Raw genomic sequence first — 20,472 nt, 5'->3', positions numbered from 1 at the left:
CAATCTCCTCCTTTATTTTGCAAGCTGGCGGAGCCAGACTTCTTGTGCTTTGGCCGTGGCAACTCCTAGTTTCTTTCCTTCGCCAATTTGCTGAAGAGCCATTTCCATTCCTGTCAAAACCTTCAGCACATCGTATGGGGTGCAGTAACCCATATGGCCGATCCTGAAAATTTCGCCTTTTAACTTCTTTTGCCCGCCGGCAACCACAATTCCAAATTGCTCCGCGAGTATTTTCTTCAGCTGTTTGGCGGGCCCGGTGTCCGTGACGATTGCCGTTACAGTCGATGATGCATTCTCGTCGCTTGTCAGCAAAGGCAGCTGGAGAGCTGGTACGCTTTTGCGTACCATTTCTTTCAACAGCAGGTGACGCTCAGCCACTTGATCAAGCCCTTCCTCCTCCAGCATATTACAGACCTCAAGCGCTCCGTAAATCAAAGAAACCGCCGGAGTGAAAGGCGTTTGAGCCTCTTTTTCAAAAGAAGCATGGTACCGGTTTAAATCAAGATAGAACCTTTTTGTACGGCATTTTTGTATAGCAGCCTTCGCCCTGTCATTGGTTGCGATAAAGGCCAGTCCGGGCGGCAGCATCAACGCCTTTTGCGAGCCGGCGACAAGGATATCGATGTTCTGCTCCGCCATATCAGGTCGAACAGCCCCGATACAGCTCACCCCATCGACAATGAACAACGCATCGGTATGCTGCTTCACAGCCTCGCCAAGCTCTTTAATTGGGTTGAACACGCCCGTCGAGGTTTCACAATACGTGGCAAAAACAGCCTTAAAAACCTTATCAGTTTTTTTGAGAAAAAGGGTGAGCTCTTCTGCGGAACACGTTTTTCCCCATTCTATTTCAAGCCGGTGCACATTAGCACCGAAAGCCTCACAAATAGCAGCAAAACGCTCGCCGAAAGCACCGGTGACAATCACGGCAACATGGTCACCCTCTTCAACCACATTTACCACAGCCGTTTCAAGCGCAGCCGTCCCGCTCCCGGAAATCAGCATAACCGGACTTTTCGAACCGAACACCGGCATAAGGCGCCTCGAAACCTCCTCCAAGAGCCTAGGAAACTCCTCCCCACGATGCCCAATCATCGGCTGATTCATCGCCACCTTCACCCGCTCAGGCACCGGCGTCGGCCCCGGCGTAAACAAAAACCTCTCATCAAACAACATCTCATTTCCTCCTTTGATGCAGGGGACGGTTCCAGCGCTTCATTCGGGACCCGAATGAAGCAGCGGAACCGTCCCCTGCTTCACTTCTAAATAACAAAAACGTCCCCCATAACAGACAGATTTGTCGTGTTATGAGGGACGTGGTTTACGTGGTGCCACCCTCGTTTGTTACCCAATAACGATGGGTAACCTCGGGAAAGATAACGGCTTTCACCGTGTCTGCCTACTCAATTGGTTCAGCAGACCAGTTCCGAAGTGCTTGGTATTGCAGAAAAGAGCATCGGTTCGCAGCCGCCACCGACTCTCTGGAGAACTTTCCCGCCACCGTCTTCGTCATCACTTTTTATTTGAATATTACAAAATATTCTACCCTCAAATCCATTCTTTGTAAAGCCGTTCTGAAATATTTATAAAAAACCGGCCAAAAACATGCCTTGCCACTATCACCCTTACCCCACCATGCAATTTCATGGACAGTGAGGCAGGGGACGGTTCCGTTACTTCACCGCTGCTTCAATGAACTTTTTTCTGATATAAGCATATTTTACAGTATAGAATGGGTTTTAAAATAAGGGATTGGTGCGGTAATGATACGGAATAGAGTGAGGAACAGGGTGATTGTTGATCAGATCAATGTGAATTCGATTGATACGGCTTCAGGGATTTTTGTGGGGGTTAATTATGCGAATAATTGGTCTTCCCATCGTAAAACGAATTATGGGTTTGGGTCGGTTGGGAGCTCCCGAATCTCGAATAACTTCAGCTTTGTCATAGATAATGATCTTGTGGATACGCCAATCAACAGCAACGCTGTAAGTATCATGGAGCGCGGGCAAAATATCAATCAAAATCAGGTTGACGTAGTGGGGATAAATGTTAATGTGCTTGATTCCTGTGCCGCCCTGACTGTTGGCGAAAATGATCTCAATGGATGGAGCTCACACAGCAAAAGAAATGCCGGCCAGGGAAGAATGATAGGAAAAATACAAAATCAGAACAATACGATGATTCTTTCCGATGAGGACCTTATCGATTCGCAAATGACTCATATCAATGATTTTTGACATTCCCGCTGGGCTAGGGGAGGAGGAACTTAGGTGGCAATAACCTTTGGAGTTGGAGCAATCACGATTAACTCGCAGAACACCAATTCAGCTGTCTCGGTTGGACAAAACCAGCTCCCCGGCTGGGCCGCCCACAGGAAAGTTAATAATGGACAGGGATTTTTTGCAGGGAATGTGTTAAATACAGCCAACGGCTCTCTCATCAATGACCCGGACGCAATAGACGGCCAAATGAACAATGCCAACATATCGCCAAGCGCCCAAGGCCAGACGATTTAAATGAAGCAGGGGACGGTTCCGCTGCTTCTTTCGGTTTCCGAATGAAGCATTGGAACCGTCCCCCTGCTTCCCTGCTTCACCCTAATCAAACATTCTTCTGGCATGACTCTATTTTTTTTACATATATGTAGTAGTGAAGCTTTGTTGTTTGGAGGGTGGGAAACGGATGAAGAGGGACAAATTTCGTTCCGATATAACGAAGACATTGGGCAGTGATTTTATGGAATTGCTAACAGAGGTCTCGCCTTTGATTGGTCCGCGTGTCGATGTATTGCGTACCAATCAATCCCTTATTATCACTGCCGACCTAGCGGGAGCGCGGCCTGAAGAAGTGAAACTTGGATTAACAGCCGGAGCGCTTGTCATCAGCGGAGCCATCCACCCTGCTTTTGACAAAACAAACGCAAAAATAATCCAGCAGGAACGCTATTACGGACAATTCAAAAAAACTATCCCACTGCCAAAAAACTGTGTAACAAAACCAATCAGGGCTGAAATGGAAAGCGGCATTTTAACAATCGACATTCCTTTCAGCTCCGACCCCAATACATCCGGTGAGGAGAATAGCCATGACGATCATTCGCTATAATGGTTTGAAAATAAATTCGCTCAGTAATTCATCCGGTCTCTTCATTGGAACCAATCACCAAAACAGAAGAATAAGCCGAAGGGAAATAAGTCAGGGCTTTGGTTCAGTAGAAGGAGAAAGCGGCAAGGTAATGAACAACTGTGCATTTTTGCAAAAAAAGCCCACTAAAAGGATTTGAGTTAGATGAGTATAGAGAAATTACTTGTTACCCTGAATCATTTTGCCGAAAGAATGGACAGGCTGGAAAAGGGATTGACAGATAAAAAAAATCCCCCTATTCATTTTGATATTCAGATTAAAGACCTTCATTTAAATGAACTGAACCTTGAGGAGCTTGCCTTTCACCTTGAAAAGCTTGATATCAAGGAATTAAGCGGGATGCTGAACCTTGGCAACACCTTTTCCCCGAAGGTGCATTCCAAGCAAAAAGCTGATGGTCTGGCGCCTCAAGAAATTCCGGAATCATCAGAAACAACTGGTTGCCGGGATATCGAGGTTTTAATTAACGGCTCCCCGGTTATGTATACAATCGTTGAAGGAAAGGATGAACAGGATGAATAAATTTTCCCCCTCCTTTTTTATCGGCAAAATCAATATCGGAACCGTCGACGGGGCCTCCTGCGTGAATCTGGGGAACAACCTTCCCAGCGGGTTTACAAGCTTTAAAAAGCACAGCCAGGGCTTCGGCACCGTTTCGGGTGACCATGCAGATATACACGACCTTTTCGCTTCATTGGAAGAGCGGGAAACAAACGACCTTTTCAAGTACGAGATTGACGAGGACCAAGAACTTGAAGCTGTTCATCAATATGTGGAGGGTGTCATTAAAAATCAGGAAGTGGATATAAAGGAAGTAAGAGATGACGAATTGGACGAATGATTTTTTCTCACTCGATTTCCCGGCAAAACTTTTTTCGAATAAGACCAGCTCTCTCTAGAAAAATGTTTCGTTACCTCTTTTTAATCATATAGTATAACCTGTAACCTTCTCGAAAACGGACTGTAATTTTGTCATGCTACAATGAAAGGAAACACTTTCTTATTAATGCAGAGGAGATTAGCCATGGATTCATCATACTTGAAAAAATCGCTAAATGAATGGAAAGAAGAAATTTTGGAACTGCTTGCGGAGATTGATAAGGAATACGAGAAAGTCAAACAGGAACTGCAGGTTTATAATTATAAATTCGGCATAACCAAACAAGTTACCCAATCAACAGTGAACGAAGAAATCATCCGCACCATCCGAGAAATCTACCACAGACCCTTCGAAGAACAATTCAACAGACTAAAAGCTGAAATCAAAGACCTCGAAGAAAAAAAACGCGTCTTCGGCATGTTCGTCGACAAAATCGACAAAGTCCAAGGCAAAGACCAACCCCAGCCACTCTCCGAATACTTAACGCACATATCATAGTGAAGCAAGGGGACGGTTCCAGCGCTTCATTCGGGACCCGAATGAAGCAGCAGAACCGTCCCCCTGCCTCATATCTTAATAGAATGGGACTCCTGGGTATCCGAAACCTGGGTACCCGTAGCCTGGAAATCCAGCTCCAGGGTAACCGATTCCCGGATATCCACCGTATGCGGGATACCCGAAACCGCCCCAAGGCCGGGCTCCTATTGCTCCTCCTAAGCCACCACCTAATAATCCACCTAAAAATGCCCCTGCCGCCAATGGCCAAAACCTTTGATCATTGGCAGCATATGGGTTTCCGTATTGATACATTTGGCTTACCTCCTTTTTGTCCTATCCTTATCTATTATGCTAAAAGAATGGATTTAGAGTGGGCAAACGCTTAAAAAACCCTCATTTCAAACAAATCATTACATCAGAACCCTTTAAGTACTCCGGATAAGCACATGCAGCCTGGTTTATTTATATAGTAATACAGACTATTAATCATTGAGGTGTGTTATGGCTATCAGAAAAGCCAATCAGTCGGAAACTGACTATATACTGAGAATATCCGGAAAAATGGTGCAGGAAAGCACCGCAGGATATGCTCCTAATAATGACCAGAATGGTTATGACTTGTTCCTTCCCCTCGTTCAGAATGGAGCTTTTTATCTGATTGATGAACAATATCGGGAGTTAAGGGGGTGGATTCTGCTGGGATCGGAGTGGAATTCACTGACAGCTAAAAGTATTGGTCACCTTTTGCACTTGTATGTGTTTCCCCACCACAGAAGCAAAGGGATTGCCAAACATTTAATGCAGGCAGCGATACACGACCTTTATTCCCGAGGAATTTATACAGTCCAACTTAACGTCTTTACCGGAAACCCAGCAAAGGCTCTCTATAAAAAGCTAGGTTTCAGAAGCATTTCATCAGTCATGGAATTAAAATTACCTAAATTAAGCATTGGAAATATGTAAACAAGGGAACAGTTTTCCGCACGGAATCCACTTAGATTCTTTTTTTGCTAAAAAGGAAAGAATCTTTGCCTTATAGGTGCGTAACTATAAAACTCCTCCAGAACTAGGCATTCATCCATTCCTTTCCACCCAAAAGAACATAAACTGTCTTGAATCACTTTGAGGAGGAGAGATAAAAATGGAAAGACAGTTCTTCGGAGGCCCTGGTTACGGAGGCTTTGGCGGTTATCCTGGATATGGCATGGGAGTTGGCGGCTATCCCGGTTATGGGATGGGGGGATATGGTGGATATGGTATGGGCTTTGGCGGTTACCCAGGGTACGGACATGGATATGGAGGTTATCCATTCCACCACGGATTCCATCATGGGTATGGCGGATATCCTTTCCACCATTGGCGCGATTATTGAACCGCTCCCTAAAAGATTCGTAATCCATTAACTTTCATTAAACTATGCTAAAAGGGGACCGTTTTTCTTCATTGAAGAAGCTGAACAGTCCCCTGCTTACCTATGCCTTTTTATTAGATTTTACTGAATTGGATACAACCCTTCGATGAAAATGTCTTTCTGACCTCTATTCCGCCTGCGTTACGATGTTTTTAATCCCAGTAAAGAATGCCATGTTACTGGTCCTCCCTTTTATTCTTACGCTCCCACTCATCCAGGAACTGCCCATTTATGGAGACATCCTGCTGAAAGGAAACAGGTGCTGCCGTTTGGAATTTATCACCTGGACGAACCTCCTTAAACAACAAGTACCCGATGAGGCCGATGAGTACGAGCGGCAGGATTGACAGCCTTGGCAATAGCATCAGAACCCCTAACACAATCAAAGCGTTTCCAAGCCATTTCCTTTTGCTCTTCCCTCTCACATACCGGCCAGTTAATGCCAGTAAAAGCCCGCCAACTACAAAGAAGAAGCCGCCTAGCCCATGCCCTAATCCAAAGCCGTAACCGTAGTTTCCTTGAAAACCATGATGGCTTCCCATTCTATCTCCGAAATGGCCAAAGTTCGGACCATGCCCCATCCCGGCATGCCTCATACCGCCCCGGTCCATAAAAGGCTGTCCATGCATATGCCCGGCAATCCCCTTACTCTTTTCCAACGCGCCCTCCATGAACCCTTGCGCCTGACTTTGGCCCGGGAAGTAATATTGATGGATCATTCCGTTCCTTTCGGCAAAAAGGAAGACAGTGGAGACAAATACACCAAGCACGATTCCTAAAAACAGCCACCTCAATCCTTTTTTCTTTTTATTTTCCACGATCATCATCCCTTTCTGTTTGACTACTTAAAGTATAGAAAAGAAAAGAGAAAAGATAGTGAAAAACAGAAAAGACCACCGCCAATGCCAGCGATAGTCCATCAAATGAATTTTCCCGTTAAACAGGTTTAATGCCTACCGCGTACCGCCTTCCTAAACCACTAACAAACGCTTACTCCACCGTAACAGATAATGATCTCACCAGAATAGACGGTGACCCAACCGGCGAAAGAGGGAAAATCAAATCTGAACCAACTTCCTCGACGCCCGCCATCATGTCGTAAAAATTACCGGCAATCGTCATTAAGTTAACAGGATACTGAACTTTCCCATCTTTCACATAGAACCCATTTGCCGCAACTGAAAAATCGCCCGATATCGCGTTGGTTCCCGAATGCAGCCCCGATAGCTCCGTAATCAGAACCCCTTCATCCATGCCGCCAAGCAGCTCCTCGAATTCCTTCGAAGACGGTTCAATATAAAAGTTGGAAGGCCCGACCTTGATGGCGGATTTATACGATTGTTTATTCGCATGGCCCGTCGTTTCTGTGCCGGATTTTTTCGCCGTCTTTTGATTATGCAGCAAGGTTTGCAGTATACCCGATTTCACTACTGTCAATTTCCTTGTGGCAACTCCCTCACTATCAAACGTCCGGCAGCCAACGCCCCCTCCGAGAAACGGATCATCAACGATGGTTACCTTACCAGACGCAATTGCCTTCCCCCCCTTATCATGCAATGGAGATTTCCCAGCCTGTGCCTCCTCAGCGGAAAAGTTGACTGAGTATACCGCCAATAGATTCGCTGCCGCATCATTTCTAAGCAATACAGGATAATGCTTGTTTTCAATCGACCTCGAACCTAACTGTGCAATGGCACTTTCTGCGGCTCTTTTGGCAAGCGCTTTGGCATTCATTTCGTTGAAATCCTTCGTCACCGTAAATTCAAAGGCCGTTTTAATTTCCTCTCCCTCTTTTACAATCGCTTCCACATATGCATACAAGAAATTCAACCGGTCTCTTACATGTAACCCCTTATTATTCGAGAGGGTTCTGGTGACCGACTCATTCCGGATCATGCAATAATCCGTAGGTTGGATACGGGGATCAAATGCTAACAGTTCCCTTTCAACTTCCTTAATGAATTCGATCTTCTCGGCAATACTCACACTTTCAAGCGATTCCGAATAGAAATTGCCCTGTTCATAGTGGCCGCTTCCGGGAAAAAGTTCTTCGCCCTCTTCATCGTTCAAAACTTCGGCATTCTCCCTCGCATTTCTAATCAGAAAAGAAATGGATGCCTCATCAAGTTTTTCTGTGTAAGCATAGCCCATTTTCCCATCAATCTTCCCTCGAAACGACAAGCCGCCATCCTCAGCGATTTCATATTGATCAATTTCCCCTTTATACACCTTGCAGCCAAAGACTTCTTTCTTTTCAAAATAAACTTCCACATCCGAAAACCCATTCTTTTCCGCTTCCCGGAAGAGCATTTCCTGAATCGTCATTGTTTATTCCCCCTTTGTCCCGCCAACAGTGATTTCACTGACACGAATCATCGGCTGGCCCACGTTTACTGGGATGCTTCCGCTTTGGGAACCGCACATACCCGCCCCGTGGCCCAAATTGTTTCCAACCATGTCGACCTGTTGCAGGGTTTTCGGGCCATTTCCAATTAAAGTCGCGCCTTTTAACGGCCTGCCAAGCTTCCCGTTGTTCACTTCGTACGCTTCCATAACCGCAAAATTGTAATCCCCTGTTGCGGGGTTGACTTGCCCGCCACCCATATACTTTGCGTAAATCCCATGTTCGGTATTGGAAATGATTTCTTCAGGCGTCGATGTTCCCCGCGCGATGTATGTATTCGTCATCCTGGAAGTCGGTGCAAATCGGAAGGACTCCCTTCTGCCAGAGCCAGTCGATTCCATCCCCATTCTCCGCCCGTTAAATTTATCAATCAAATACCCTTTCAAAATCCCATTTTCAATCAGGATATTTTTGCGCGCATTCTCTCCTTCATCGTCGATATTGATTGAACCCCATTCGTTTGGCAGTGTTCCGTCATCAATATAGGAGACAATCTCCGGGGCAACGCGCTCACCAATCCGGTTGGCAAAAACCGAGCTGTCTCTTGCAACCGCTGTCGCCTCAAGTCCATGGCCGCATGCCTCGTGGAAAATGACCCCGCCGAATTCGTTGTCGATAATGACAGGGAATTTCCCGCTCGGGCAAGGAGCAGCATCGAGCATCGTCACCGCTATCCGGGCAGCTTCATTTGCATAATGCTCTAGATTGAGATTCTCAAAGAACTCAAACCCCTGATGGGCACCCGGTCCGTAAAAACCAGTTTCCATTCTATTGCCACGAACAGCGACAGCCTGTATTGCCAGCCTTGAGCGGACCCGCTTATCTTCAATGAATGTCCCCTCCGAATTTGCTATCAGGACATTTTGCTCTTCATCCATATACCGGACAGTCACTTGCGAAATGGAAGAATGATAGTTTTTTGCTATCTCATAAGTCTTGTTCATGATTGCCGCCTTACGGGCTTTCTCCACGTCCTGAGGCAAAATCTCAATTGGATTGAGGATGCGAGCAGATCGCTCAATAAAAGGCGCTACCCTCGTTTCAGTTTTTCCCTTAATCGCTTGGGCCGCACGGGTTGCCGCTTTCAAAAGCCCTTCCTTCTCAAAATCCGTTGTATAAGCATACACACTCTGAAATCCTTTAAACACCCGAATGCCAACGCCAAAATCACGGCCGGACAAAGCCGTTTCAATCCTCCCGCTTTGCAAGGTAAGATTATTCGTAAACCGGTCCTCGACGAAAATTTCGGCAAAATCTCCGCCTGTCGATAAAGCTGCTGTCAGTACATCTTCGATTACGCTTTTACTTAGCATATTAACCTCCCGCTTTTTAATAGAATTCCTTTAGAAACCACCTTAATTGAATATTCAATTAACCCATCCTATATTCCTTTAAATTTGGATGACTTTTCCTATGTTAACCCAATATTATTGTCCCAGTTATACAAAAGACTACCACCTAACCAGTGGTAGCCTCTTTCAGGGAAAGAGGAATCGTGACGATAAATTCACTTCCCTTTCCATATTTACTTTTGACAAGAATTTCGCCTTTATGCGCGGAGACAATCCATCGGGCAATCGAGAGGCCGAGGCCTGTTCCTCCCATTTGGCGCGAACGGTGCTTTTCAACCCGGAAGAATCGCTCGAAAATCTTCTGCTTGTCTTCCGGCTGAATGCCAATGCCAGAATCTTTGACACGAAGCTGCCAACGCTTGTCACGAGTCTCCAACACAATGGTAATCTTCCCGTTTTCCGGAGTATATTTAATCGCATTCTCCAGCAAGATGTAGAAAAGCTGCTTTAGCTTTTCCGCATCCCCAACAACCTGCAGGCTTGGCAAAAGCTGTGCATTCACCTGAATCCCTTTTTGCGCGGCAACAGGTTGAATGGAACGGACAATTTGCTCTGCAAATGGGCCGATATCTAATTGCGTGAGGATGACATCGGCTTTTCCGGAATCCATGCGAGCCAATGTCAACAGGTCGCCGACTAGGTTTGTCATCCGCTTTACCTCATCCTTCATATCATCAATGACCTGGCGGGAATAATCGGTTAACTTCTCTTCTTCCTCAAGTTCTAGGACCTCAAGTGATGTATGCAGGACGCTTAGCGGTGTCCTCAGTTCATGGGAGGCATCGGCGACAAATTCCCTTTGTCTCAAAAAAGATTCCTGTACAGGTCCCATCGCCTTTTTTGCCATCATGTGACTGACCCAAAACGCGACTAAATAAAAGGATAAAACCACATTGGCCAATATCCATAGCAACACTTCAAACAGCCTTTTATGGGCGGTTTGATCAATCCCAACGTATACAACTCCCACATGCCGCCCCCCTTGATAAATCGGCTGCCCGGAAAGGAGGAGATGAACCTGATGGTCTTTCATTTGTTCCTTATGCCGGTGCATCCCGCCCATGCCGGAAGGATGCGGAACAGTAAATTGGGCTGACTTTGTTTCCCCCTCTTTCGGAATCCAGCCGCGGATGCTCGCCGAAATGGATCGTTGAAGCGGCCTCATCCGGGCATTCCCGGCGAGTTCATTTCCCGAGGAGTCGACAATCGCATAAAAAAATAAATCCTCATTGACCGCCATTAATGGGTCATCTTGCTGGTTGCCGTGTTTCGATTGGACTTCGCCCTGATACACCAGCGTTTGGTTAATCAGATTTTGTAAGTTCTGTTTTTCCTGAATCGCCATGACACTATACAAAAGCAAATAGACGATGATAGCGAACAATATGAGCAGCACCATCAGCAGGCCGCTGTTATAAAAAGTTAAGCGCTTTTGCGTCCGGTTGAGGATGTCCCCGCCAAAAAATCGCTGTCGCAATGCCTGTAATTTACGTTTCAAGTTTATACCCTACCCCACGGATACTTTGAATCAAATCCGGGTCCATTTTTCTTCGCAGCAGCTTCACCGTCGCATCGACAATTTTATAGGAAACGTCCGCCTCATAACCCCAAATGCGATCAAGGAGAATCTCCCGCGTCAGCACCTGCCCTTTATTTTGCAAAAGGAGGTCTAGCAGTTGGAATTCCCTGGGGGTAAGCTGAATTTCAGTTTCGTTCACTGATAGAGTCCGGCTTGTCCGGTTCAGAGTATATTGCCCAAATGAGATGGACTCCTCTTGAATCGGTGCAAAATTGCGTCGGGACAGCGCCCGGAGCCGGGCAAGCAGTTCATCCATTTCAAACGGCTTGACCAAATAGTCATCCGCCCCTGCATCGAGTCCTTCGACCCGATCCTGAACCGCATCCTTCGCCGTTAACATCAGGATTGGCCCGCTATATCCTTGTGACCGGAGTTCCCGGCAAACAGTGACCCCGTCTTTCTCAGGCATCATCCAATCGAGAATCAAGACATCGTAATGGGCAGCGAGCGTGTAATCGTACGCATCCGCCCCATTCTCAACCCAATCCACACGAAAGCCGCCCTTTTTCTTCAGCATATGTGTTATAAGCTGTCCAAGACGTGTATCGTCTTCTGCCAATAATATATTCATAACTTCACTCCTAAAGATGCATCTCAAAGCGAGTGTGTATTCCAATCTCCATTATGTACATGGAATAACAGATTTGAAAACTTTTCTTATCCACTTCATGTTAAACGATGAAAGAGAAAGAACGATGAAAATTGTAAAAGAAAAGCAACCCCATACAGGAGCTGGGTATAGGAATTTCTTTTAAACATGACTTTTCATTCATCAGCAATAAATCAAATAGTCTCTGCAATGCACAAAAAAGAAAGGTGAGTTCAGTCCACCTTTCTTACTCTTGATTCCATGTTTTTCATCCCCTGCAAAGATTATTTCGCATTCTCATCAGGCTGATGAATGCCAAAAATATTACCCTCGGTATCCATATAGTATCCTTGCCAAGCCATTCCTGGCAGGGCGTATTTTGGCATCGCAACCTTGCCGCCATTCTCGAGAATCTTCGCTTCCGTTAAATCGTAGTCTTCCACTCCCATTGTACAAGCATAACCATTCAAAGCCTGGTTTGGTTCAGGCGGAGCACTTTGGCGCTTCATCAAAGCTCCATTAATTCCAGGTTCCTTCTCATTACCAGTCACAGCCCCATAGTAAGGCATCCCCGCAAAATCGCTCCAATCCTGAAATGACCATCCAAATACTTCTCCATAAAACTTCATTGCCCGCTCCATGTCGTCCACATGAATTTCGAAATGAATTAATCTTCCCATCAGTGCACCCTCTTTTTCCTAGATTATTACTAGAATAAGTTATTTCTGTAAGCACTTACAAGTTTCTATTCAATATTTTTACAGAAATAGTACATTGGCCATACGCCTAGTAATGTTATTAGTGCTTTTTCTTATACAGTAATAACAACCTTCCCCTGCGCATGCCCCTCTGCAAAATATCTAAAAGCCTCGGAAATTTCACTCAATTGATACCGTCTGTCGATGACGGGCTTTATTTTGCCGGCTTCTATAAGGTTTTTTATTACATTCAAGTCGTGTTGATTGGCCCTTTGCAGCATGTTGCTCATTTTTCTGCTTCCAGTCATGGAAATCCATGGTCCGAGGAGCATCGTCTGGAACATTTGCGATTCCGACCCACCGACGTGGACAAATCTTCCTTCAGGTTTTAAAGCACGTTTATACGCAGAAATCGGGTGGTTCCCGTTTACCCCAAGAATGAGGTCATATTGTTCGGAGCGAAGAGTGAAGTCTTCCTTTTTATAATCAATCACATGGTCTGCGCCTAGCAACCTTGCAATTTCCACATTCCTTGTGCTGCACACAGCCGTAACCTCGGCACCGAAGGATTTTGCTAACTGAACAGCGAAAGTTCCTACACCCCCTGAAGCACCATTGATCAAAACCTTTTGCCCACTCTGAATCTTGCCTTTATCCCGCATACCTTGCAGGGCCGTAACTGCAGCCATAGGCACTGCCGCAGCTTCTTCGTATGTAACATTGGCTGGTTTCTTGGCCAATGCACTTTCTGGGACAGCGGCATATTCAGCATAGCTGCCCCACCCGCTGCCAGAAAGATCTCCGAATACTTCATCCCCGACTTTAAATTCCCGAACATCTTTTCCAACAGCTTCAACCTGGCCAGCCATGTCCCCCCCAGGGATCGGATACTTTGGTTTTGTGAGTCCAAACGCCAGACGGGCCAAGTATGGCTCGCCTTTCAAAAGAACCAAATCACCAAAATTAACAGAAGCAGCATGAACTTTTACCAGTACTTGATCGTCTTTCGGGACAGGCTTATCAACCTCCAGCAGCTCCAGAACATCAGGTGTGCCATACCTTTTGCATACGATTGCCTTCATAAAGTTCCTCCTAATTTTCATTTCCCACTAGTTAACCATATTCGGAGTTAGCACTTTCAAGACTGGTATAGGTTATTTCATGGCAATTGTTCTTTACTACGAACCATTTGGGATATGGTTTCGTATTTTTGCAAAAAAAGAGAAGGTAACCTCTTTCAAGACTTGTTACCTTCTCCCACAATTATTAAGCTCACCCTCTATATTTTATAGCCAATCCTTTCAAGAAATTCCTGGCATATTTATCGCCGCATTCTTTATAATTTTTATGGCCCTTTTTTCTTAATAAAGCACCAATTTCACCTTTTGTGATCGTGACTCCGGCCATAGCCAGTACATCAATCATATCCTCGCTCGTTAATGACATGGCTATTTTCAGTTTCTTTAGGAGCATATTATTGACCGGTTCATTGCTTTTTAAAGACTCTGAGGATGGATTTGGCTGCCCCGGTTTTTGTTCTTGGGGGCCCCTTTTGAACGTGATTAACCCATTGAAAAATGACTCCAGTTTACTATTATTGATTTTTAAACTGAACTCATCTTCCGCAAAATCATCATCGCTGACCTTTATTTTCGTGAGCATTTTTAACACTTCATCCTTGGTAACTTCAACGCCGCCCAGTTTAAAGATTTTTACCATATCGTTATCTCTAATATCCAGTGCATAACGTACTCTAATTAAAATATCATTGTTTTCCAACTAAAAACCTCCTGAATTCATGCTGTTTCATGATAAGTTATCTCCATTTTATCCGAACATCTTACATAATTCCATCTAGGGTAGTGGGTAGACAACTTTCTTATCAATGATAAAAGCATTCGAATCATTTCATTCGAATGCCTTTTGTCTACAAAATGTTTAAAAGTTTCCTTAATTGAAGAATCCTCAATCTCTTTCTCTCGCCCGCTGTGTGTCTCTGATATTCTTTTGAATCGTAATGGCTGCAAACAAGCTTAAGACAAAAGACATTGCATAGAATCCCTTTTCGCTTAAATCAATACTTCCCGCATTGTATAACCCAATGGCCATTAAAGAAATGGAAACAATAAGTGCAAACCAGCTAATACCATAATAGATATTCGTAACAGGTATGTCCTCATCTTTATCCCTGACAGCCTTTTGCAAAGATACTGCTGAGTAGAGCCCGAATACTAATACTGCAAAATAATAGCCTTTTTCGTTCAGCTCCATCCCGGCATTATATAGGCCGATAAGATATGCTGTAACTCCTACTAACAAAGCTGCCCAGGAAGCTCCCACGAAAGCCGGAGTCGGTTCACCCTCTCTTCTCTCAATTTTCTTTTTTACATCAGGTCTTTTTTCTTTATCCAACAAAACTTCATTTTCATTTAACATAATTGTTTCGTCCCCCCAGTCTGGAATATAAATGGAGCTCCACAGATTCGTACTCCCGTATAAATCCATTATATAGAAACTTTTTACAAAAGATAGATATGATTTTATTTAATCCGAGTCGGTTTCTACACAATTAAAATTTTTGAATAAACTTATGCCAATTAAGAGCCAATTTTTATTTGTTTAATGCATGTTGAATCCACCTCATTCTTTTTTAAGTTATAACCTACTTATTCAAAGTTCAACTATTGGCAAAAAAGCGTCAAAACCGGATTCGCGCCAAAGCATCGATTAAAACCAGGGACTTTGGCGCGAAACGCCCGGATTCGTGCCAAAGTATCGATTAAAACCAGGGACTATGACGCGCAACGCCCCGATTCGCGCCAAAGTATCGACTAAAACCAGGGACTATGACGCACAATGCCCCGATTCGCGCCAAAGTATCGACTAAAACCAGGGACTATGACGCACAATACCCCGATTTGCGCCAAAGTATCGACTAAAACCAGGGACTATGACGCACAACGCCCCGATTCGTGCCAAAGTATCGACTAAAACCAGGGACTATGACGCGCAACGCCCCGATTCGCGACAGATTTTTCCAAAAGGCGGAGGAAGTGTTGGGCAAAAAGCTACTACTATCAACCAATCAACATTTTTTATAACCGAAGCAAGTTAGTAGGAATAGAAAAAGCGGCTGAAACAAAAAGTTTCAACCGCTTTTTTGCAAATATGTTATTCTTCATCCATAAATGGATAGGCTACGTCTGTTGTTGGAGCAAAGTTTTCTTTGATGACGCGAGGGCTTGTCCAGCGAATCATGTTAAAGATGGAACCTGCTTTATCGTTTGTACCAGAACCACGGGAACCGCCGAATGGCTGCTGGTTCACCATCGCACCAGTTGGCTTATCATTGATATAGAAGTTTCCAGCCGCACCGGATAAGCGGCGTTCCAAGTGCATGATTACTTGACGATCCTGTGCAAAAATAGCACCTGTCAATGCGTACATGGACGCTGTGTTTACGGAATCCAATGTTTCTTCCATTTTATCATTTTCATATACATAAATCGTTAAGACTGGTCCGAAAATTTCTTCTACCATTGTCTTGAAGTTTGGATTGGTTGTTACAATGATGGTCGGTTGAACGAAATAGCCAACAGAATCATCGTACGTCCCACCAGCAATAATTTCTGCTTCCTTAGACTCTGCTGCATAGTCGATATAGCTAGTAATGGAATCAAAAGCAGGTTTATCAATTACTGCACCCATGAAGTTTCTAAAGTCGCGGACATCCCCAACTTTAAGCTTCGCAGTTTCTTCCAATAGGCCTGCTTTCACTTCTTCCCACATACTTGCAGGGATGTAAGCACGGGAAGCGGCAGAACATTTTTGGCCTTGGTATTCAAACGCACCCCGAACAAGGCCTGCTACAACTTTATCCGCTTGAGCAGTTTCGTGGGCAAATACAAAGTCCTTCCCACCCGTTTCCCCAACTAGACGAGGATACGACTCGTATTTTGAAATGTTTTCTCCGACTGTTTTCCAGATTGTATTGAACGTATCTGTTGACCCAGTGAAATGGAATCCAGACATGCAAGGGTCTGTCAGGACGATTTCAGATACTTGTGAACCACGGGAAGGTACAAAGTTGATTACCCCTTTTGGCAATCCTGCTTCTTCTAAAATACGCATAAAGTAGTAGTTTGACAGAACAGAAGTTGTTGCAGGCTTCCAAACGACTACGTTCCCCATCATGGCTGGAGCCGCTGGCAGGTTCCCCCCAATTGCTGTAAAGTTGAATGGAGAAATGGCCAATACAAAACCATCTAGTGGACGGTAATCTGTACGGTTCCAAATATTTTTCATGCTGTCAGGCTGGATTTGATAAATTTGATTCGCGCATTCAACGCCAAAGCGCAAGAAGTCGATTAATTCTTGTGCTGCATCAATTTCAGATTGGATAGCTGTTTTGGATTGCCCTAACATCGTAGCAGCATTCATAACATCCCGGTATGAACCAGAGATTAAATCAGCAGCTTTTAGAAAGATAGAGGCACGGTGTTCCCAAGGCATATTGGCCCATGCTTCCTTCGCAGCCATCGCACTCTCGATCGCATCACGCAGCTCTTTTTCCCCGGCTTCCGAGAATTTTGCCAGAACATGCTGATGATTATGCGGCATAACAACTTGCTTCACTGTATCTGTTTTTCTATCTTCCCCGTTAATGATCAAAGGGATATCAACGACGATTTCAGATTGGCGTTTTAGTTCCGCTTTTAATGATTCCCTCGCTTGTGTTCCAGGAGCATACGTATTGCCAGGCTCATTTTTTACTGTTGGGATTGGAAAAATTCCGTTACTCATTCCTTCACGTTCCTTCCGCTTTATATATTTTTACTATTATATAGTTAGATCTCATTATACCGACAAAATTATATCATACTTTTGCTTTTCTTGCGCCTTCTTTCACACGTAAAAAATAGGGAATCGAATCCTTTCTCGGGTATTTTGATCTAGGTCTGGACGTCGATTGAAAAGAGTCTATACACCAATACTGGATTTTCTTCATACGATATTTTGGGGTGAGATTATGGCGAGAATTAAATATCGGGATGCAGATGTTGATTTAATGGCAAGGATGATGAGAGCAGAAGCTGAAGGTGAAGGAAAACAAGGGATGTTATATGTCGGAAATGTCATTGTGAATCGTGTGAAAGTGGATTGTTCTGATTTTAAAAATGTAAACACTGTTCGCCAGGTTATCTTTCAAGTACAGGGAGGAAACTTTTCCTTTGAAGCTGTTCAAAAAGGAAATATGTTTTATCAACGGGCGAGGGATGTTGAAAGAAGGTTAGCCAGAAGAAATTTGGAGTTTTGGAGACAACATCCGGCAAAATTTGCTCTTTGGTATTTCAACCCGTTTGGCCCATGCCCTCCATCATGGTACAATCAACCTTTTTCCGGTCAGTTCAAAAACCACTGTTATTACGAACCAGCAGCCGGATCATGTGAAAGCGTTTATACCGGAGCTTAAGCTTACTCTTAGAGTGAGCTTTTTTATTTGTATACCAACAACAATTAGCAGTCCAATTCTGAAAATTGAACTGCTAAATTGAATGGTCATTTTCCTTTTGTATCCGAAAGCCGAACCCGTTCCATCCGGCTTTCAATGGGTTGTTTTCCATTTTAATAGACCGGGCTTGTTACAATCGTGCTTTCCCCTTTTACTAAACAATAGTTTTTGCCAGAAAGAACAATGTCGATTTTTTCGCCTGACAGCAGCTCAACTTTCGTATCAGCCTTAGTAATTGAAATGCGGAGCTTTCTCCCTTGATAGCGCAGTGGGAATGAATAGCCTTCCCATCGGGCTGGCAGGACGGGGTTCAGGGAGAGCCCTTCCTCCTTGATCCTTAACCCGGCAAATCCAAAGATGATGGCCATCCAAGTCCCGCCCATATTGGCCATATGAAGTCCGTCCTTTGTATTTCCGTGTGTGTTGTCCAAATCAAGACGCGCCGTTTCAATAAAGTAATCGTACGCTTTTTCCTTATATCCGTGCTTTGCAGCCATAATGCTGAATACGCAAGAGGAGAGAGAAGAATCATGGGTCGTAATCGTTTCATAGTAATCATACGAGTTTTTCATCGTTTCAGAATCCTGTTCATCCTCGAGCAGGAAATGCGCCAATATAGTATCGGCCTGCTTGCATACTTGATAACGGTACAATGTTAAAGGATGAAAATGCAGCAGTAATGGAAACTTCTCTTCAGGGGTGGACTGTAGATCCCACTTCTGTTTATTCAAAAACGTATCATCCTGAGGGTTGATGTCCAGTTCCGGTTCGTACGGAAGATACATTTGGCTCGCAGCCCTTAGCCATTCTTCCACTTCTGCCTTCTCAAGCCCAAGAGTCTTGTTCCACTCTTCAACAATACCTGGCTCGCTGTCACTGAAAAGTTTATACGTTTTGGAAGCCCATTTCAGATTATGCTTTGCCATGACATTCGTATAGTAGTTATTGTTTACTACACACGTATATTCATCCGGTCCAGTCACAGCATCAATCCTGAATGTGCCATCCTTGAAGTGGCCTGTTTCAATCCATATTCTTGCTGTCTCGAATAAAACCTCTGCTCCAACCTCTTTTAAAAACTCAATGTCTCCGGTGACGAGATAATATTGGATATAGCTATAGGCAATATCCGCACTGATATGGTATTGGGCAGAACCGGATGGATAGTAGGAAGAGCATTCCGACCCCGAAATGGTTCGCCAAGGATAAAGGGCACCTTTTTTATGGCCCATGATTTTAGCATGCTCCCTGGCTCCATCCAGGATGGAATACCGATACAAAAGCAGTTGCTTTGCTATTTCAGGGTTGGACAGCAAAAACACAGGAATCATATAGATCTCCGTATCCCAGAAATAATGGCCCTCGTAACCTTCACCCGATAGACCTTTGGCCGCTATATTGGAAACCCTGTCCCGTCCTGCCGATTGCAGAAGGTGGTATAAATTGAAACGAATTCCTTCCTGAAGCCCCGGATCACCCTCGATTTGAATGTCTGTATCCAACCAGTATGCCGCAAGGAAAGCTTCCTGCTCTTTTAAAGCTTCATCAAAATCAATGGTTGATAGGTGAGACTGGATTTCCTCTACACTCGACAGTAGCTCTTCCCCGTGGCGAATGGTATCAACATAGACGCTCTTTTTCTCAAAAACAATCGGATCGGTTATTGACCCGTGAAACGAGAATTCGACTCTTCCCCCCTTCACTTGAACTTCTCTGGCTGTCTTTTGACTGATCGAATGAACGGTGCCACAGGCGGCTTTCAATTTGGATTCCAACGCTTCCACTTCAACATAGGAAAGGCCCTCTTGCTGAAAGGCCTTATTGAGATTCAGGCGTCTTGCATGGCCGGATGAAACCCTCGGGTCATTTTTATCAGTAAAATTGGTGACATCTCCATTAACCGTCGAAACAATGGTGATTTCCCCACGGTAATTGACTGGTTCAATAACAACCTTTTGCATAAAGAGTTCTTTCTGTTTAAAGGAAGCAAGGCGAAGAAACTTGATCTTGACTTCTTTTCCGCCCGGCGAGCGCCAATGCACACTTCTCTCTGTATATCCTTTATCGAGATGAAGCGTTCTGCTATATGAAATGGCCTCCCCTTCAAACAGCGAGAATCCTTCATCACCAAGCTTTATATTAATCGTTTGCGCATCGATAACATTCAATAGCTTTTGCTGCGTTTCAGGAAATCCGTAAAGCTTCTCGCCGTACTCAATCGGCACAATATCATGAAATGCATTAATATAGGTGCCGCGGATGGAGGCATAATCGATAGGGAGGCCTTCCTCAAAATTCCCGCGTACACCCAAGTAGCCATTCCCGGTAAAAAACAGGCTTTCTTCATTTAAAAGCTGGTTCTCCTGCAGTAAATACGAGTTGATTTTCCAGGACATTTAAAT

The 20,472-nt window shown here is 44.5% G+C and carries 22 protein-coding genes and 1 other annotated feature; of the genes, 9 read left to right on the top strand and 13 right to left on the bottom strand.

Going from position 1 to position 20,472, the window contains the following annotated elements; genetic code table 11:
* Positions 1–12 precede the first annotated feature (12 nt).
* Complete coding sequence (locus tag D1B31_RS07920) at positions 13–1,176, bottom strand: pyridoxal-phosphate-dependent aminotransferase family protein (protein ID WP_118920219.1); 1,164 nt, start codon at positions 1,174–1,176, stop codon at positions 13–15.
* A gap of 131 nt (positions 1,177–1,307) precedes the next feature.
* Positions 1,308–1,522 (bottom strand) — a binding site (T-box leader).
* A gap of 241 nt (positions 1,523–1,763) precedes the next feature.
* Here D1B31_RS07920 and D1B31_RS07915 point away from each other — a divergent pair.
* From D1B31_RS07915 to D1B31_RS07885, 6 genes are all read left to right on the top strand, one after another.
* Positions 1,764–2,240 carry a hypothetical protein gene (locus D1B31_RS07915; RefSeq protein ID WP_142922574.1) on the top strand — a complete coding sequence of 159 codons (477 nt, stop codon included), beginning with the start codon at positions 1,764–1,766 and terminating at the stop codon, positions 2,238–2,240.
* A 33-nt stretch (positions 2,241–2,273) separates the two neighbouring features.
* Positions 2,274–2,519 carry a hypothetical protein gene (locus D1B31_RS07910; protein ID WP_118920217.1) on the top strand — a complete coding sequence of 82 codons (246 nt, stop codon included), beginning with the start codon at positions 2,274–2,276 and terminating at the stop codon, positions 2,517–2,519.
* A 166-nt stretch (positions 2,520–2,685) separates the two neighbouring features.
* Positions 2,686–3,108 (top strand): Hsp20/alpha crystallin family protein, encoded by a 423-nt coding sequence (locus D1B31_RS07905; RefSeq protein WP_118920216.1) that lies wholly within the window; start codon positions 2,686–2,688, stop codon positions 3,106–3,108.
* Between the two features lie 183 nt (positions 3,109–3,291).
* Complete coding sequence (locus D1B31_RS07895; protein ID WP_118920214.1) at positions 3,292–3,669, top strand: hypothetical protein; 378 nt, start codon at positions 3,292–3,294, stop codon at positions 3,667–3,669.
* The gene (locus D1B31_RS07890) at positions 3,662–3,988 is read left to right on the top strand and encodes a hypothetical protein (RefSeq protein ID WP_118920213.1); all 327 of its coding nucleotides are present in this window, start codon (positions 3,662–3,664) and stop codon (positions 3,986–3,988) included. The genes D1B31_RS07895 and D1B31_RS07890 overlap by 8 nt, the downstream gene beginning before the upstream one ends.
* 183 nt (positions 3,989–4,171) lie before the next feature.
* Positions 4,172–4,525: a hypothetical protein gene (locus tag D1B31_RS07885; RefSeq protein WP_118920212.1), complete on the top strand. Its 354-nt coding sequence runs from the start codon at positions 4,172–4,174 to the stop codon at positions 4,523–4,525.
* Between the two features lie 75 nt (positions 4,526–4,600).
* Here D1B31_RS07885 and D1B31_RS07880 read toward each other — a convergent pair whose 3' ends face one another.
* The gene (locus D1B31_RS07880) at positions 4,601–4,837 is read right to left on the bottom strand and encodes a hypothetical protein (RefSeq protein ID WP_118920211.1); all 237 of its coding nucleotides are present in this window, start codon (positions 4,835–4,837) and stop codon (positions 4,601–4,603) included.
* A gap of 189 nt (positions 4,838–5,026) precedes the next feature.
* On the opposite strand from D1B31_RS07880, the gene D1B31_RS07875 reads away from it, so the two are divergent.
* Together D1B31_RS07875 and D1B31_RS07870 are read left to right on the top strand one after the other, a co-directional pair.
* Positions 5,027–5,488, top strand: a complete 462-nt coding sequence (locus tag D1B31_RS07875; RefSeq protein ID WP_118920210.1) for a GNAT family N-acetyltransferase — start codon at positions 5,027–5,029, stop codon at positions 5,486–5,488.
* A gap of 178 nt (positions 5,489–5,666) precedes the next feature.
* Positions 5,667–5,897: a hypothetical protein gene (locus D1B31_RS07870; RefSeq protein WP_118920209.1), complete on the top strand. Its 231-nt coding sequence runs from the start codon at positions 5,667–5,669 to the stop codon at positions 5,895–5,897.
* Positions 5,898–6,112: 215 nt separating this feature from the next.
* Here D1B31_RS07870 and D1B31_RS07865 read toward each other — a convergent pair whose 3' ends face one another.
* From D1B31_RS07865 to pruA, 10 genes are all read right to left on the bottom strand, one after another.
* Positions 6,113–6,754, bottom strand: a complete 642-nt coding sequence (locus D1B31_RS07865; RefSeq protein WP_118920208.1) for a hypothetical protein — start codon at positions 6,752–6,754, stop codon at positions 6,113–6,115.
* Between the two features lie 172 nt (positions 6,755–6,926).
* Complete coding sequence (locus tag D1B31_RS07860) at positions 6,927–8,261, bottom strand: TldD/PmbA family protein (protein ID WP_118920207.1); 1,335 nt, start codon at positions 8,259–8,261, stop codon at positions 6,927–6,929.
* A 3-nt stretch (positions 8,262–8,264) separates the two neighbouring features.
* Positions 8,265–9,653 (bottom strand): TldD/PmbA family protein, encoded by a 1,389-nt coding sequence (locus tag D1B31_RS07855; RefSeq protein WP_118920206.1) that lies wholly within the window; start codon positions 9,651–9,653, stop codon positions 8,265–8,267.
* 145 nt (positions 9,654–9,798) lie between these two features.
* The gene (locus D1B31_RS07850; protein ID WP_118920205.1) at positions 9,799–11,190 is read right to left on the bottom strand and encodes a sensor histidine kinase; all 1,392 of its coding nucleotides are present in this window, start codon (positions 11,188–11,190) and stop codon (positions 9,799–9,801) included.
* Complete coding sequence (locus D1B31_RS07845) at positions 11,180–11,842, bottom strand: response regulator transcription factor (protein WP_118920204.1); 663 nt, start codon at positions 11,840–11,842, stop codon at positions 11,180–11,182. Before D1B31_RS07845 ends, D1B31_RS07850 begins: the two co-directional genes overlap by 11 nt.
* A gap of 302 nt (positions 11,843–12,144) precedes the next feature.
* On the bottom strand, positions 12,145–12,540 hold the full coding sequence (locus tag D1B31_RS07840; protein ID WP_118920203.1) for a VOC family protein: 396 nt from the start codon (positions 12,538–12,540) through the stop codon (positions 12,145–12,147).
* Positions 12,541–12,671: 131 nt separating this feature from the next.
* On the bottom strand, positions 12,672–13,640 hold the full coding sequence (locus D1B31_RS07835) for an NAD(P)-dependent alcohol dehydrogenase (RefSeq protein WP_118920202.1): 969 nt from the start codon (positions 13,638–13,640) through the stop codon (positions 12,672–12,674).
* A gap of 190 nt (positions 13,641–13,830) precedes the next feature.
* A complete protein-coding gene (locus D1B31_RS07830; protein ID WP_118920201.1) occupies positions 13,831–14,337 on the bottom strand; it encodes a YehS family protein in 507 nt (168 codons plus the stop codon).
* Between the two features lie 186 nt (positions 14,338–14,523).
* Positions 14,524–14,994 (bottom strand): inner membrane protein YiaA, encoded by a 471-nt coding sequence (yiaA, locus tag D1B31_RS07825; protein WP_118920200.1) that lies wholly within the window; start codon positions 14,992–14,994, stop codon positions 14,524–14,526.
* Between the two features lie 735 nt (positions 14,995–15,729).
* A complete protein-coding gene (gene pruA / locus D1B31_RS07820; protein ID WP_118920199.1) occupies positions 15,730–17,361 on the bottom strand; it encodes an L-glutamate gamma-semialdehyde dehydrogenase in 1,632 nt (543 codons plus the stop codon).
* 226 nt (positions 17,362–17,587) lie between these two features.
* Between pruA and D1B31_RS07815 the strand changes: the two genes are divergently transcribed.
* Complete coding sequence (locus tag D1B31_RS07815) at positions 17,588–18,031, top strand: cell wall hydrolase (protein ID WP_118920198.1); 444 nt, start codon at positions 17,588–17,590, stop codon at positions 18,029–18,031.
* Between the two features lie 152 nt (positions 18,032–18,183).
* Here the strand turns inward: D1B31_RS07815 and D1B31_RS07810 are convergent, their stop codons facing one another.
* Positions 18,184–20,466 carry a glycoside hydrolase family 65 protein gene (locus D1B31_RS07810; RefSeq protein ID WP_118920197.1) on the bottom strand — a complete coding sequence of 761 codons (2,283 nt, stop codon included), beginning with the start codon at positions 20,464–20,466 and terminating at the stop codon, positions 18,184–18,186.
* Positions 20,467–20,472 lie beyond the last annotated feature (6 nt).

Origin of the sequence: Neobacillus notoginsengisoli, assembly GCF_003515685.1 — a bacterium.
Taxonomy (GTDB): Bacteria; Bacillota; Bacilli; order Bacillales; family Cytobacillaceae; genus Bacillus_D; species Bacillus_D notoginsengisoli.
This window is presented reverse-complemented; position numbering and strand designations above follow the sequence as displayed.